Genomic DNA, 14525 nt, shown 5'->3' with positions numbered 1-14525 from the left:
CTTTAGTCGCTTTATCTTTCACCTCTTTAACGTCTTTATCCGCAGTTTTAGAGGCCTTTTCTTTTACTGTTTTAGCAGTGCCAGATGCTTTGTCACTGGCCTTGTCGGCTTTATCACTCGTACTTTTTATTGAATCAGATACAGACGGTTTACTTGGTTGCTTGGCAACACCAGCACCAATCACAGCACCAGCGGCTTTCGCTTTGCTGTTGATATCATTTTTTAGTTCAATAGTACACACTTGCTCTGAGCGACTCGTAGAACCATCATTACAAATAAATTTACCACCTTCACAGCGATCAATTCCCCCTTTACTTCCAGAACAAGGGTAGTTTCTTGCATTCGCTGTGTTAATAGATGCAACCATCATTACACTCACTGCTATTAATCCTACAAATAATTTACGCATGGTATTGCCTCGTTGCTAAGGAATCTATACCAAAAGTTTAGGATAAATTAAGTAAAGGTAAAGAAACCTATAGTTAATTATTAATTTCAGTCAGTCATTTTAAAAATAAAGTAAACACAGCATAAAACTGCATCTACCTAGGGGATACTTGCTAAAAAAAACAAAATTAACAATAAGTTACTATTCAGTTTCTGTTTTGCTGTATGTATTTAGGTTGTATTGAAAAGACACAAAAATTAAGCCAGCTTGCGCTGGCTTAACCTGACAAATAATAAGAGAAATATTATTTATTATTTGATAATAGCTTAGTGTGCTGATTCGCTAAGTCGATCGCCATTTTCACCGTTTCATCAAGATATGGGTCTGGCCCCTCATAATCTTTTGGCAAATCATCAATTGATTTCAATAGCGGTTTGCCTTCCCGAGTATTACGTTCGTTTATACGTTTCAGTTTTGTCGCTTCAATTTCAGAATCTTCTTTTTGACGCTCAGCATAGTTGAGCGAAATAAGATTCTTACTCTCTTTGTTTACTTTATAGCGAGCAATATCTTCATCAATATAATTGAATTCAGGGTCTTTGCTAATACGCGCCAAATGCTGCGTTTTTATTGACGATAAATCAGAAGAAACATCACCAGCAGGCGTATATTTTGCCGGTGGAATGCTATCCCATGGCAATGCGTTATCCTCGAAGCTTTCACCCGTTTCAGCGGGATCTTGACCTGTTGGCATGACTACATCAGGGGTTACCCCTTCACGTTGTGTACTACCACCATTAACCCGATAAAACTTCTGAATAGTATACTGAACAGAACCTAAGGAAGGCCATTCAGGCTTCAGCATTTGGTCGTAAACACGACTCAAACTACGGTGTTGCTGAACAGTTCCCTTACCAAAGGTCGGCTCACCAACAATCATCGCCCTGCCATAATCTTGCATTGCCGCAGCAAAAATTTCAGATGCAGATGCACTAAAACGGTCGACTAAAACAACGAGAGGGCCTTTATAATAAATAACGTCGTCATCATCGATATCTTGACGAACTTGGCCATTGTTATCACGAACTTGAACTATTGGCCCTTGTGGAATGAACAAGCCAGATAAGGAGACCGCCTCAGTTAATGCCCCACCACCATTACCACGTAAATCAATAATCAATGCGGAAACATTATCTTTTGCCATGTTTTGCAATTGAGTTTTAACATCATTCGTTAAACCAACGTAAAAACCAGGAATATCTAAAACAGCAACTTTATCTTTACCTTGCTGTTTGATTGTCAACTTGACAGCTCGGTCTTCTAGCCGGATCTGCTCCCGAACTATGGTGACTATATGAGGTTTCGCCCCTTTAGTATCAGAAACGACTTCCAACCGAACTTTACTTCCTTTCGGGCCTTTAATTAAAGCAACCACATCATCAAGTCGCCAACCAACTACATCAACAATAGGTTTACCCGTTTGGCCTACACCGATAATTTTATCGCCGACTTTTAGCTCTTTGCTTTTAGCTGCTGGGCCCCCAGCAACCAACGAATTGATAACCGTATTTTCATCATCTTGCTGTAAGACCGCACCAATTCCTTCTAATGATAAGCTCATTTCTGAATTGAATTGTTCAGTATTACGAGGCGATAGATAACTTGTGTGTGGATCGATTTCACGAGCAAAAGAGTTAACTATCAATTGAAAAACATCTTCACTTTGCGCTTGCGTTAAACGTCGCAATGCAAAATTATAACGTTTCGTCAATTTTTCTTTGATTTCTTTATCATCTTTGCCTGATAGTTTTAAATTCAACCAGTCATAACGGACTTTTTGGTCCCATAGACGATCAAGTTCTTGCTTATCTTTAGGCCACGGTGATTTAGAACGATCAACTTCAATAGAATCCGTCGCATTTAAATCGATAGGTTGCTCTAAACGAGCCAATGCATATTTAAAACGTTCGAAACGTCTTTCCTGAGACAGGTTATACAGGTCATAGAACGTATCTAATTTGCCATCCTCAAGCCACTGACCTGCTTTGCCTTTATCTTTGGCATATTGGTCAATATCGGATTGAAGTAAAACATTATGGCCGAAATCTAACATATTAAGATAACGATCAAATATTTTCTCAGAAAACGCATTGTCTAAATCAAATTGGCGGTAATGTGAACGAGTGAACCGAGATGTCACTCTCTCACTCACCGTACCGTGCTGTGCACTCTGCTTTAAGACCGGTAACTGAGCCGCAGTGACCGGAGTCACTGCTTGAGTATTAGCTATTGCACTGCCAAAGGTCGCTAGACTGACCACCAATGCAATTTTAAGAAGTTTGTTCATGACCTGATTGACCTCCGTATCAGAACTTTAAGTGTTCCGCGCGTACAATCATTGCCAGCCCTGTTGGCAATTGAACCCTAACACCATCTTTCGCAATTTCTAAAACAGAGGCGTCCATCACACTAGTACCAACTTTGACTTTCAAAGTTTGACCAATTTGGAGTGTGTTGATGTCAGTCACTGATTTCAGATTTTGCTCTGGTGCAGGTGTATTACGGCGAGGGGCTTTAGCTGATGTATTTTGCGAGCGTTCTTTATTGTCTGTTGGACGGCGGCGAGGCGCTTTTTGCTTAGTTGCGTCTTGTGTACGTGGTGTTTTATCACCCGTTTTTTGTGCAACTGGACGTTTTTGCGCTTTTTGTTCAGCACGTTGTGCTTGAACGCGAGCTTTCGCTTCGGCTAATTGTTGGCGCGCATGAGCAATATGTTCTGCATCTAATTCACCACAATCTTCACCGTTTAGGTCAACGCGTTTAGCGCCCTCTTTAACACCGTAGAGATAACGCCAGCTAGAAGTGTACATGCGCAATGCAGAACGCAATTGCGTTTTGCTAATACCATCTTCTTCTTTTAAGCACCCTACGATATCTTGAAAAATTCCGACTTTTAACGGACGTGCTTCGCCTTCAGCGATAAAACAGCGAGGAAAACGCTCTGCTAGAAATGCGATAACTTCTTTACTACTATTCAACTTAGGTTGATTTTCCATGAAATTTCCTGATAACAACGATTTTGCCAACCTCACGGGCATGAACAAGCCGACATTATAATCGTGTTGCTGACAATTGCCACGTTACTATTAATTTAACTGACCATTATTTAGTGATATTTAGGCATAGAACACATTGCCAGGTGTTGACACAACTGGTTTACAAGGTGTTGTAGCCCTTTTTCGTCTTCATGGTCGAATTGGCTAATATTTGGGCTATCTATATCTAAAACCCCGATAATTTGCCCATTAACTACCAAAGGAAAGACAATTTCAGCGTTACTTGCTGCATCACAGGCAATATGACCTGGGAATGCATGAACATCTTCGATACGCTGAACTTGGTTATTACTAAACGCTGTTCCACACACGCCTTTACCAAAAGGGATCCGAACACACGCAACTTTACCTTGGAAAGGACCCAGTACTAATTCTTGCCCATTACTGAGATAAAAACCAGCCCAATTAACCCCTTCTAAACAGTCATATAATAATGCACTGGTATTTGCTAAGGTTGCAATTAAATCATATTCCCCTGCAAGTAGCGCAGAGAGATTGTCTGAAAGTTCGTGATAATACTTCTTTTTATCCATAATTATTTCTTGTAATAATCAAGCAATTAATCAAATATTTGTAAGAGTAGCCCTAAGGTTACCAATTTGTCACTTTGAGGTAAATTTTTTTACACTAGATTACATCGAGGTAACCACCTAAAATGAGTCAATATGAACCACATTAATCACACTGATTTGCTTTTTCAACGTTGTAATCATTGCGATCAGAAGTTACTAACGCCTCGATTCAACATACGGCAAGTTGTTGTTTGCCCTCGTTGTTTTAGTCAACTTAATGATGGGCGTTCTTGGTCACTCAACCGTTTATCAATACTGGCTATCACCTTATTGATGCTTGCCCCTATTGCATTTTGGCAACCACTCATTTCTATTCACTTATTAGGAAGCCAAATCAATGCAAACGTCATTGAAGGTATTCACTTAATTAATCAACAAGGGGACCCATTTACGGCCAGTATAGTGGCTTTTTGTGCTATTGCAGCCCCATTATTATTACCCATTTTGATTTTATTATTATCTATTGGTCAGCATATCAATTTGAATCTCCGACCTGTTCTTTTAGTATTAAGTCACATCAAAGAATGGGTTATGTTAGATGTTTACCTCATCGCGCTAGGTATTGCTGCGATTAAAATGCAAGATTATGCGAGTGTTTTCATTGGTCATGGTTTAATCGCTTTTATCACCATGTCTATTCTCAGTATATTAATCCTCATTCACATAAACGTAGATGAGTTATGGAACAAATTTTATCCCATTAATAATAAAAAAGGACAAGATAACTTACTGGTCTGTACAGCTTGTCATTATTGCGGCCCTGCAACTAGCAATGGAAAATGCCAACGCTGTTATCGTCCCCTTCACTATCGCGAACCGCACAGTTTACAAAAAACATGGGCCGCACTAATTGCTGCCATGGTGCTATTATTTCCTGCTAATTTAATGCCAATCTCTATTTTTTATCTCAATGGGCAGCGTTTAGAGGACACCATTTACTCTGGAGTCGTTTCTTTAATTGATTCAGGTAACTGGCCAATTGCAGTCATTGTCTTCATTGCCAGTATATTGGTGCCCTTTATTAAGATTATTATTATGATATTGCTACTGTTTTCTATCCATTTCAAAAGCAATACTGACCCTATTTTACGTATGAAATTACTTAGGTTTGTTTCATGGATTGGTCGTTGGTCCATGCTAGATTTATTTGTCATTGCTTTGATGATGACACTCGTTAATCGCGACCAACTGATGTCTTTTACTATGGGGCCTGCCGCACTGTATTTTGGTACAGCCGTTATTTTAACAATTTTGGCTGTTGAGTGGTTAGATAGCCGTTTAATTTGGGATTCTTATGGAAAATCAAAACCCGCAAAATGAACCCTCTGAAGAAATATCAGAAGCTATATTACGTAAGCGCAAACAAATTTCGCCTTTCTGGTTATTGCCTTTAGTTGCTATTTTCATTGCCGGTTGGCTTTTGTTTCAGCATTGGGTTGAACGAGGAACGGATATTACTATTGAGTTTACATCTGCACCCGGAGTAGTTGCCAACCGAACACCTATCCGCTATCAGGGTGTTGAAGTCGGTTTAGTGCAATCTGTTGCTATCAGTAAAAACATGAAAACCATTATTGTTACCGCTAGTGTGAATAAAGACATGCGGCCAGCCTTGAATTCAGGGACTAAATTTTGGTTAGTGACCCCTAAAGCATCATTAGCAGGCGTTTCTGGTCTTGATGCGTTAGTTGGTGGGAACTACATTGGAATGTTACCAAGCACGGGAACAGAGCAATTCTCTTTTGTTGCACAGGATACACCACCGCAGCTAAACATAGATAAAGGTGAATTACTTATTCACCTTACTGCGCCAGATTTAGGTTCGTTAAACGAAAACTCTCCGATTTATTACCGGAAAGTACCTGTTGGTTATATTTCAGACTATACCGTTTTGCCAGATAACCAAGGTGTTTCTATCTCTGCTGTTGTCAAAAAACCGTATGCTAACTTAGTACGCAAAGAGAGTCAGTTTTGGAATGTATCTGGGTTACAAGGTAGCTTCGACCTTAAATCTGGAGCGAGTGTAAAAATGGAAAGCCTTTCTGCTGTGATAAATGGCGCCATTGCTTTTGACTCACCACAAAGTAGTCCTCAAGCGGAAGAAGGACAACAATTTGTTCTGCAAGATAGTAAAAAAATAGCCAAAACTGCAGAACAAGACGGCAAAGAGCCCTTCATGCTAACACTTTGGGCACATGAAACCTATGGTGTCGACAAAGGACAACCCATTGTTTATAAAGGCATTCAAGTTGGCGAAGTGTTACAGCGTCACCTAGCAACTGAAAAAGTGAATTTTAGTATCCTAATCTATGATGAGTTCCAGCACCTTGTTCGTGAAGACAGTAAATTTGTTGCGAATAGCCGAGTAGATATCCAATTAGGCCTTAATGGATTACAATTCCAAGGCGCTACCCCCCAAGAATGGTTAGATGGCGGGATTCATCTGATAGCTGGACAAAGCCAAGATAAACTTCCCGAAACCTTTCCTTTATATCGTAGTGATGATAATGCAAAAGCCGGTATTTTAGGCGCTTTACCCCCTACAACTATCACCCTAAATACCACGACACTACCAGACATTCAGGCGGGTTCTATTGTTCTTTATCGCCAATTTGCAGTCGGCAAAATCATTGACATTAAACCAACTAAAGCTGGGTTTGCTATCAATGTAAATATCTCAAATGAATATCTTCATTTGCTCACAGAAAATAGTGTATTTTGGGCTGAAGGCGGCGCAAAAGTTCAGCTCAATAGTAATGGTTTAACCGTTCAAGCTGCACCGCTGAGCCGAGCGATTAGCGGTGCAATTAGCTTTGATAACTTAGATGGTGGCGTTGCCAATACTGCTCGACAACACACACTTTACCCAAATGAAACCTCGGCGAAGGCAATAGGAAGCATTATTACGCTAACCACATTTGATGCATCAAAGCTTTCCGAAGGTATGCCAATCCGTTATTTAGGTATTAATATTGGCCAAATTGAATCATTAAAATTGTCATCTGACAAACGTGAAGTACAAGCTAAAGCAATTCTATATCCTGAGTATGTCAGTACCTTTACCCGGTTAGGAAGTCGTTTCGCTGTGGTAACACCTGAACTATCCCCTGCGGGTTTAAATAATTTAGATAGTATATTACAGCCTTACATCAGTGCTGAACCGGGGCGCAACAGTAAAAACCGTTATCAATTTGAATTACAAACTGCCAATATTACAGACTCACGTTATCTAGACGGTTTAACTATTTACCTTGATGCGAGTGATGTAGGTGCCATTCAAATTGGTACACCTATTTTGTTTAGAGGTCTAGAAGTCGGTGTTGTTACAGGTCTCTATTTGGGAGAGCTTTCCGATCGCGTATATGTTGCGACACGTATTGGTAAGGAATACCAATATCTCATTCGTAATAATACTGAGTTTTGGCAATCTTCTGGTTTTAATTTTTCATTTGGCTTAACAGGAGGCGTTGCCAAAAGTGGGACTTTCAAACAATTTGTGCGCGGCGGTATTTCCCTCGCAACGCCACCGTCAGTACCTCTAGCCCCACAAGCTAAGCCTGAACAGCATTTCATCCTAAAATTGGAGTCCCCTAAAGATTACGTGGACTGGGGAACATCTATCCCGAAAAAATAATCACTATTAGGGTGCATATTAACCATATATAGCACCCTTCCCTCACAAGTGCCTTAAAAAATATTTTGGAAATTAATTCCATTTATACTATGCTTAAATTCGTTGAGCTGATTATATATGGTTAAAATCGATGAATGAGGTGCTGTTATGTGTATTGTAAAATTGAAAATATCTTCCTATGAAATTAATGATGCGGTTATGGCTTCCCATAAAAGCGATACAGTAAGTATTCCATGTGATTCTGATACAGACTTTTGCATGCAACTTGATGGCTGGGACGAGCATACAAGTATCCCCGCAACTTTAGATGAAAAACCGGTGCTACTCTACCGTGATCGTTATGACAAAGAAAATCACCATTGGGTGATGAAACTTGCTTAATAGTTTTAGTAGTATGCTTAGGTTATTAGCTAAGCATATAAATAGGTAGGAACCGATAAGCTGATATGAAATGAGAACTGACAAAATAATAGGCAAAAAAAGAGGCCTGGTAGATTCCGATTACCGGGCCTTGGGAAATGGCTCTGGCAGAGCCGTGCGCTAAAATTGCCATTGAGACGTAACAAAGTACACTCTAATACTAGCTTTCAATGCACGTTCTTACCATGTTTATTATCAAATATTTTACATATTATTAACACAATTTATTTCTTAATTTTCTAATATTGAACTATTTGTTTAATAGGTTATACCTATTCATGCAATCATTCAAACCTTTCAATTAATCAATACATTGAATAATAACAATAATTTTTTGTTTTCCACTTCCCTTCTTGGTTGATAATTTTAACTGAGCGATGAACTTAATTGCTCGCACACAATTTTGCAGCAGCTTCTTTTATAGGCAATATTCTTTCCTCAACTGCTTTGGTGCTGTCGGTAGGCTTAAGCAGCACATCAATAGGCTGTGCTTTAATTTCTTTTTTAATCATCAATTCAGTCGCTATGTCATTTAATGGATATTGCATTAGCGTGGCAGGGTTAATGACGACCAAAGCCCCATTATGGCGGCACTCTAGCATGACTTCCTCTCGAGTAAATGGCCAATCATCACCAAATTGTTTTTTACTCACAGATGTTAACGGCGCAGAAAAAGCGGTACTCACGGTTCCACCCAATAATAGTGAGCAAATAATGAGTTTAAATTTCATGGTAGTGACCTTATTAGACATTGAAGATATCTTTGCATATTATCAATTAAATATAAAAGTTTAGCTAGATTGGCTGGTAGCTTGCAAAAATTGCCACAGAAAGAATCGCCATCGTACCTAACAGTAACTCAACCCAACTGTTAATGATTAGGTAATTGACTCGCCCTTTTTGCTTAATAATAGGTACGATGTAATAACGATTGATAATAGCTAATAAAAGCATTCCTCCCACTAAAATGATCTTAAACCAAAGTAGTGATTGGTATTCTGACCCTGAATAGTTTAATGGCCAGCCAGGTAAGAGTGTTATGGCACTAATGACCCCAGTAATGATCACCAGTGCAACAGCGATATGGCCGAAACGCGAAAAACGCATCATGGTATTCACAATTTGTTTGTCCATCCCTTCTGCCAATTCTTTTTTATTGCGTAAAAATTGGATGCAAATTAAAAATGGCCACAAACCGCCAAACCAATAGGCGGAGCTAATGAGATGAATAAATTGATTAATACGATGGAACGTTCCGAGTAGGCCATCATGCATAGCTGCGTGCCCAATAAAAGCATGCAAACCAAGTAGGATTACTGAAAAAACTAATATTAGTTTCAATCGTAATTGAATTGATTTTATAAATAAAACCAATAGCAATAATACAGATGACAAAAGTTCCCAACGCCATATTTGGCCGAATGACGTCCCTAAAACCCCTTGCCATATCTGCCAATCAATACTATCTTCCCAGCCATCACCCATCAGACCTGCTTGCGCAATCATCCAGCTAAAAGTTGTTAGCACAGTAACGATGGCACAAAAGAAAATGCCTTTATTCAAATAGCGGCTTAGTAAATAATTAAATGAGCCACGACTAAGTACCACTGCAAATATTGACATTCCACACATCAATATTGCAGCGATAAAATGAATAAAGCGAATAAGGGTATAAAAAGCTTCTAGTGACATATTATTTCACTGTAAAGCTATACGTTCCTTTTGTTTTGTGCCCGTCGACAGAAACGACGCTCCAATTAACATCATACTTCCCAGCAATGAGCTTGTCTTCCACAGGAACGATCACTTTTGTGTCGTTATTTGGGTCTAATGTTGCTTTACCAGTTTTCACTATTTTATTTTCAGGCCCGATAATACTGACCTTAGTGAAATTAACTTCAATACCTTCAGAAAAGCTTAATGAGATAGACTCTGGCGCTTGCTCCACTGCCGTACCTTCAGCAGGAAGCTGGTCTTTTAAATGAGCATGGGCAAATGCTTGTTGGAAAGACATTCCTAAAAATAGAACAGCGACAGCACTAAGTTTGCGCCATGAAGATTTAATAGGGTTAATTGGCATAGTAACCTCTTAATTTGCAGGTGAATTTAGAATAATTGCCAATCATTATACGGAAAACAAACCATTTTACCGCTTAAAAATGGGTTTTATTGGCCTGTCCTGTGAGTTTTCACACAAAATGAAAAGAAAAAGACTTATGAACATTGAATTACAGAATTCATGCCCATAAGTCTAGAGAGATCTTTATGCATCAAGTAGAGATAAAAACTCGATTTCTATCTACCTATTGGTGGATAAATCAGATATGTGTTGCTGCTGACAAGTTTTTCAAATCTTTATCTAACAAGAATAGTGCTTTACCAGACTCACCCACCATATCCAGTTTATCCAGTACTGATTTAAATAATTTCTCTTCTTCATGTTGCTCTGCAACATACCATTGTAAGAAATTAAATGTAGAATAATCTTGTGTTGTCATTGCTAAATGAGCCAATTTATTAATTTCACGAGTAATTAATTGCTCATGTTCATAAGTTTGGGTGAATACATCACTAATTGATTTGAAATCAACGGGCGGCGCAGCAATTTGCCCTAACAGTGGCAACGCCCCTGTGTCACTAAGATAATCAAATAAACGCTGCATATGTTCCATTTCTTCTTGTGAGTGTGCTTTTAAGAACGCTGCAGCGCCTTCATAGCCTTTATCACTACACCAAGCACTCATTTGCAAATAGAGATTTGCAGAATAAAACTCAAGATTTAATTGCTCGTTTAATTTTTTGACCATATCTGTAGTTAACATATTTAAGCCTTATCGGTTAATCATTCATGCGTATATTATGCACAGTATTAAAATAATTAAAACCCTAAAACAATCTTAAAACAAAAAAATCCAATTTACTGATAATTAATAACTTTTGTTAAAAACAATAATAATCAATCTCATTATCTTTCCCTGTTTTTCTATTAATAGCTAAATATATAAATAGATAAATTTAACTCTTATTTTTATTATTACAATTAATGTAATGAGATTTTTTCTCATTATCCAGTTACAATAATAAGGTATTAATTTAACCGTAGAGATCAAATATGAGTCACAACCTTGCTTTATTGCCTAAAGATGAAATGGATAAGGTCAATGTCGACCTTTTGGCTTCCGGTGTTGCATTTAAAGAGCGCTATAACATTGCCATCATTGCTGAAGCTGTTGAGCGAGAACAACCTGAACACTTAAGGGAATACTTCAGAGAGCGATTAGTATACTACCGTCAGCTGTCACAAAATTTTGCTCGTATGCCTTATGAACCACGTAATCGCTAGGCTCACGGATACACAGAAAAACTGATACAAAAAAGGGATAGCCTTTATGGTTACCCCTTGATATTCAATAAAAATTTTATTTTGTTGTATTATATGTCACGGTATTATTTTGGCAGTCTACCGCGACTGAATAATGCAAATCAGATTTTGCACCTCGAACAACCAGCGGCACGGTGTAACCTGTTTCAGTTTTAGTGACTTCACTATCATTGACCCAAGCAACCGCTTTTTTGCCTAAAGCCGCTTTTTCATCTGCCCAGCGAGGCAAACGATTATGCATAAAGTCACTTTTCACCTGTGCTGCAATTTGTGGCTCAGTTAACGTACCACAGCTGACGAAAGGCGCAGCTTTACCTTCTTCATTATTTGCGCTTAATGCAAAAGAGCTAAAAACCAGAGCACAAGCACCTAAAATTACAGCAATTTTTCGATTCGCTTCCATACCATCCTCCGATACCCATTACTAGGTAAAGATTTTTGATTAGTTTAGCGGCTTATTTCAGCCTATCAGATACCAGTTATCTTCTGGTTATTATCTAGTCTTCATTGATAAATAGAATGACTTAACTAATATTAATCTATCAGATTTATGTATGAATGTTAATAGTATGTTTATAAATTATTAATTTTCATCATCGAAACGGACGTGGATCTGCTCTTTACCTTGGTGCTTTTCTCTAATTTCATGAGCGACTATTGCAATCGCCTCACCACTACTCATACCTTCCGCCATCAATTGATGAATTTTTTCAACAGCTTCTTGCTGTTCTTCGTGATTAAGTGCTGGCATACCAGAAAACATGGTTTAAACCTCATGAATAAAAGACTAAAATCAATGATTAAGATTTTAACATCTCTTCGCCTATTAAGATAAGAATATATGTTAATCTGTATTGATTCACTTGCGGAAATTTAGACTCATCATTATGGTTATCAAAAAAATCCAATTACCTTATAGCCCTAACGCAGCCATTGATTATTTTACCCCACTAGCACACCAGCCATGGGCGATGTTACTGCATTCAGGTAATGCAAAACACTCACATAATCGCTTTGATATTATCGTTGCTGACCCGATTGCCACACTGACGACTTATCAGCTTAAAACAACGATTACAGAGCAAAATCATGCTGCTCTCGTTTCTGAGTCAGACCCTTTTGAACTCCTTCAAGGATTGCTTGATAAATACCAACCGAAACGCCAGGAAGATAGTGAGTGCCCTTTCAACGGGGGGGCCCTTGGCCTTTGGAGTTACGATTTAGGGCGACGCATTGAAAAATTACCTGAAATTTCGACCACAGAGCTACAATTCCCAGACATGGCAGTTGGCATCTACTTGTGGGCTCTCATTGTTGATCATCATGATAAAACCACTACATTAATTAGTTATGATGATGTTGATGCTCGGTTAGCTTGGCTAAACAACCAAAAAAGGCCACGTAAAAACAAATTCCAATTAACCTCTGCATGGCAATCCAATATGTCAGAAGAGGTATATCATCATAATATTGCGCGCATCCATGAATATTTACGTAATGGTGATTGCTACCAAATCAATTTAGCGCAAAGATTTAAAGCCAAGTATAAAGGAGATGAATGGAATGCATTTTTAGCACTACTTGATCGCAATGGTGCTCCCTTCTCTTCTTTTATACGTCTTCCCGAAAATACGGTTATCAGTATTTCACCTGAACGTTTTATCTTTTTGCAAGATGGAGATATTCAAACCCGTCCAATAAAAGGAACGCTTCCGCGCTTAGACAATGAACAAGATGACCTTGCTCAAGCAGCAAAATTGTCTAATTCAGTAAAAGATCGCGCAGAGAACTTAATGATTGTCGACTTGCTACGTAATGATATTGGCCGCGTCGCCAAACCGGGTACGGTCAGTGTTCCTGAATTATTTGCTGTTGAAGCTTTCCCGGCAGTACATCATCTGGTTAGTACCGTCACGGCAAAGTTAGATAGCCAATACCGTGCAACTGATTTATTACGAGCGTGTTTTCCTGGCGGGTCAATAACCGGTGCACCGAAAGTGCGTGCAATGGAGATAATTGAAGAATTAGAACCCCATCGCCGACATGGCTATTGTGGAGCAATAGGCTATATTAGTTTCAATGGCAATATGGATAGCAATATTACTATTCGTACTTTATTGACATATAAAAAACAGGTTTATTGTTGGGCTGGTGGTGGTATTGTTGCAGATAGCCAAGCAGACAAAGAGTATCAAGAAACCTTTGATAAATTAAGCCTGATCTTACCTTTATTAGGAGCGCTCAATAACGATGACTGAACTGAATAACTTTATCAATCGTTTTCAGTTTACTTTACCGGCTACCCGCCAATTTGAGGCTAAGGCGGGTAAATCGGCGGCTGTTCTTTTACCGATTATCAATAAACCAAACCCAACATTACTGCTCACACAAAGGTCCCCTTTTTTACGCTCCCATGCTGGCCAAGTAGCCTTTCCAGGAGGGGCTAGTGACCCAGAGGATGGAACGCTTGTGAATACCGCTTTGCGTGAAGCTTATGAAGAAGTCGCCATCCCACCGGAAAAAGTCACTGTTCTGGGCCAATTAAGCCCCTTACAAAGTTATGGTGGTTATGAAGTTACGCCAATTGTTGGGTTAGTACCAAATAATATTCAATATCAGGCTAATCCTAGTGAAGTCGCTGCTATCTTTGAAGTTCCCTTGTTTGATGCGCTTTCACTCCAACATCATAAGTATGTCGATATTAAGCGTTCAGGGCGGCATAACCGCATCTTTTTTTATTGGTATAAAGGCCATTTAGTTTGGGGATTAACCGCTTCGATTATTCACCAACTTGCCTTGCAGTTAGATTAGGGGCTAACACAACTTTTCACCATATAATACCACTATTGCAGTAAAATCTATTTAAGATGACAAGATATCGCGTCATATATGACAAAATATACCTCTACCACATGTTGCTTTTTTAGCCATATCACAGACATTTTGTGCTATTTACAATCAATTACCCTTCAGCAACTACCTTATTTCAAAAAATACTTTAAACTTACTGGTT

15 protein-coding genes and 1 pseudogene are annotated in these 14525 nt (G+C 38.8%); 6 read left to right on the top strand and 10 right to left on the bottom strand.

Annotation, left to right across the window (positions count from 1 at the left end; all coding sequences use genetic code 11):
• From PSE60_RS05765 to PSE60_RS05750, 4 genes and pseudogenes are all read right to left on the bottom strand, one after another.
• Positions 1-409 (bottom strand): annotated as a pseudogene (locus tag PSE60_RS05765) (cell envelope biogenesis protein TolA); the annotation flags it as partial.
• Positions 410-692: 283 nt separating this feature from the next.
• Complete coding sequence (gene prc / locus PSE60_RS05760) at positions 693-2735, bottom strand: carboxy terminal-processing peptidase (RefSeq protein ID WP_272664792.1); 2043 nt, start codon at positions 2733-2735, stop codon at positions 693-695.
• 19 nt (positions 2736-2754) lie between these two features.
• A complete protein-coding gene (gene proQ, locus PSE60_RS05755; protein WP_004911233.1) occupies positions 2755-3444 on the bottom strand; it encodes an RNA chaperone ProQ in 690 nt (229 codons plus the stop codon).
• Between the two features lie 110 nt (positions 3445-3554).
• A complete protein-coding gene (locus PSE60_RS05750) occupies positions 3555-4037 on the bottom strand; it encodes a GAF domain-containing protein (protein WP_004911236.1) in 483 nt (160 codons plus the stop codon).
• A 132-nt stretch (positions 4038-4169) separates the two neighbouring features.
• Here PSE60_RS05750 and yebS point away from each other — a divergent pair, with 132 nt between their 5' ends.
• The 3 genes from yebS to PSE60_RS05735 all read left to right on the top strand — a co-directional run bounded on the left by yebS (position 4170) and on the right by PSE60_RS05735 (position 8091).
• Entirely contained in the window at positions 4170-5396 is a 1227-nt protein-coding gene (gene yebS, locus PSE60_RS05745; protein ID WP_272664791.1) for a membrane integrity lipid transport subunit YebS, read from the top strand.
• Complete coding sequence (locus PSE60_RS05740) at positions 5371-7710, top strand: PqiB family protein (protein WP_210838342.1); 2340 nt, start codon at positions 5371-5373, stop codon at positions 7708-7710. Before yebS ends, PSE60_RS05740 begins: the two co-directional genes overlap by 26 nt.
• 147 nt (positions 7711-7857) lie before the next feature.
• Positions 7858-8091 carry a DUF1480 family protein gene (locus PSE60_RS05735; protein WP_004253902.1) on the top strand — a complete coding sequence of 78 codons (234 nt, stop codon included), beginning with the start codon at positions 7858-7860 and terminating at the stop codon, positions 8089-8091.
• A 422-nt stretch (positions 8092-8513) separates the two neighbouring features.
• Here the strand turns inward: PSE60_RS05735 and PSE60_RS05730 are convergent, their stop codons facing one another.
• The 4 genes from PSE60_RS05730 to ftnA form a co-directional block, all read right to left on the bottom strand.
• Positions 8514-8861 (bottom strand): YebY family protein, encoded by a 348-nt coding sequence (locus PSE60_RS05730; protein ID WP_210838344.1) that lies wholly within the window; start codon positions 8859-8861, stop codon positions 8514-8516.
• 64 nt (positions 8862-8925) lie between these two features.
• Positions 8926-9822 (bottom strand): copper homeostasis membrane protein CopD, encoded by an 897-nt coding sequence (copD, locus tag PSE60_RS05725; RefSeq protein WP_272664790.1) that lies wholly within the window; start codon positions 9820-9822, stop codon positions 8926-8928.
• 1 nt (position 9823) lies between these two features.
• Positions 9824-10210, bottom strand: a complete 387-nt coding sequence (gene copC / locus PSE60_RS05720) for a copper homeostasis periplasmic binding protein CopC (protein ID WP_272664789.1) — start codon at positions 10208-10210, stop codon at positions 9824-9826.
• A gap of 238 nt (positions 10211-10448) precedes the next feature.
• Positions 10449-10952, bottom strand: coding sequence for a non-heme ferritin (gene ftnA, locus PSE60_RS05715; RefSeq protein ID WP_210838350.1), 504 nt, complete (start codon positions 10950-10952; stop codon positions 10449-10451).
• Positions 10953-11242: 290 nt separating this feature from the next.
• On the opposite strand from ftnA, the gene PSE60_RS05710 reads away from it, so the two are divergent.
• Positions 11243-11473: a DNA polymerase III subunit theta gene (locus PSE60_RS05710; RefSeq protein WP_004253885.1), complete on the top strand. Its 231-nt coding sequence runs from the start codon at positions 11243-11245 to the stop codon at positions 11471-11473.
• 76 nt (positions 11474-11549) lie between these two features.
• On the opposite strand, the gene yebF is transcribed toward PSE60_RS05710, so the two are convergent.
• Together yebF and PSE60_RS05700 are read right to left on the bottom strand one after the other, a co-directional pair.
• On the bottom strand, positions 11550-11915 hold the full coding sequence (yebF, locus tag PSE60_RS05705; RefSeq protein ID WP_210840169.1) for a protein YebF: 366 nt from the start codon (positions 11913-11915) through the stop codon (positions 11550-11552).
• Positions 11916-12095: 180 nt separating this feature from the next.
• Positions 12096-12275, bottom strand: coding sequence for a YoaH family protein (locus PSE60_RS05700; protein WP_004911263.1), 180 nt, complete (start codon positions 12273-12275; stop codon positions 12096-12098).
• A gap of 124 nt (positions 12276-12399) precedes the next feature.
• On the opposite strand from PSE60_RS05700, the gene pabB reads away from it, so the two are divergent.
• Both pabB and PSE60_RS05690 read left to right on the top strand, forming a co-directional pair.
• Positions 12400-13770 carry an aminodeoxychorismate synthase component 1 gene (gene pabB / locus PSE60_RS05695; RefSeq protein WP_272664788.1) on the top strand — a complete coding sequence of 457 codons (1371 nt, stop codon included), beginning with the start codon at positions 12400-12402 and terminating at the stop codon, positions 13768-13770.
• Entirely contained in the window at positions 13763-14323 is a 561-nt protein-coding gene (locus PSE60_RS05690) for a CoA pyrophosphatase (protein ID WP_272664787.1), read from the top strand. The genes pabB and PSE60_RS05690 overlap by 8 nt, the downstream gene beginning before the upstream one ends.
• Positions 14324-14525 lie beyond the last annotated feature (202 nt).

Origin of the sequence: Providencia sp. PROV174, assembly GCF_028480685.1 — a bacterium.
GTDB lineage: Bacteria > Pseudomonadota > Gammaproteobacteria > Enterobacterales > Enterobacteriaceae > Providencia > Providencia rettgeri.
The sequence above is the reverse complement of the archived record's forward strand: the minus strand, read 5'-3'. Positions and strand labels throughout refer to the sequence as shown.

Excerpts from the sequence above, each read along its gene's own strand:
- prc (WP_272664792.1), bottom strand. The coding sequence starts at position 2,735 with ATGAACAAACTTCTTAAAATTGCATTGGTGGTCAGTCTAGCGACCTTT.
- proQ (WP_004911233.1), bottom strand. The coding sequence starts at position 3,444 with ATGGAAAATCAACCTAAGTTGAATAGTAGTAAAGAAGTTATCGCATTT.
- PSE60_RS05750 (WP_004911236.1), bottom strand. The coding sequence starts at position 4,037 with ATGGATAAAAAGAAGTATTATCACGAACTTTCAGACAATCTCTCTGCG.
- yebS (WP_272664791.1), top strand. The coding sequence starts at position 4,170 with ATGAACCACATTAATCACACTGATTTGCTTTTTCAACGTTGTAATCAT.
- PSE60_RS05740 (WP_210838342.1), top strand. The coding sequence starts at position 5,371 with ATGGAAAATCAAAACCCGCAAAATGAACCCTCTGAAGAAATATCAGAA.
- PSE60_RS05735 (WP_004253902.1), top strand. The coding sequence starts at position 7,858 with ATGTGTATTGTAAAATTGAAAATATCTTCCTATGAAATTAATGATGCG.
- PSE60_RS05730 (WP_210838344.1), bottom strand. The coding sequence starts at position 8,861 with ATGAAATTTAAACTCATTATTTGCTCACTATTATTGGGTGGAACCGTG.
- copD (WP_272664790.1), bottom strand. The coding sequence starts at position 9,822 with ATGTCACTAGAAGCTTTTTATACCCTTATTCGCTTTATTCATTTTATC.
- copC (WP_272664789.1), bottom strand. The coding sequence starts at position 10,210 with ATGCCAATTAACCCTATTAAATCTTCATGGCGCAAACTTAGTGCTGTC.
- ftnA (WP_210838350.1), bottom strand. The coding sequence starts at position 10,952 with ATGTTAACTACAGATATGGTCAAAAAATTAAACGAGCAATTAAATCTT.
- PSE60_RS05710 (WP_004253885.1), top strand. The coding sequence starts at position 11,243 with ATGAGTCACAACCTTGCTTTATTGCCTAAAGATGAAATGGATAAGGTC.
- yebF (WP_210840169.1), bottom strand. The coding sequence starts at position 11,915 with ATGGAAGCGAATCGAAAAATTGCTGTAATTTTAGGTGCTTGTGCTCTG.
- PSE60_RS05700 (WP_004911263.1), bottom strand. The coding sequence starts at position 12,275 with ATGTTTTCTGGTATGCCAGCACTTAATCACGAAGAACAGCAAGAAGCT.
- pabB (WP_272664788.1), top strand. The coding sequence starts at position 12,400 with ATGGTTATCAAAAAAATCCAATTACCTTATAGCCCTAACGCAGCCATT.
- PSE60_RS05690 (WP_272664787.1), top strand. The coding sequence starts at position 13,763 with ATGACTGAACTGAATAACTTTATCAATCGTTTTCAGTTTACTTTACCG.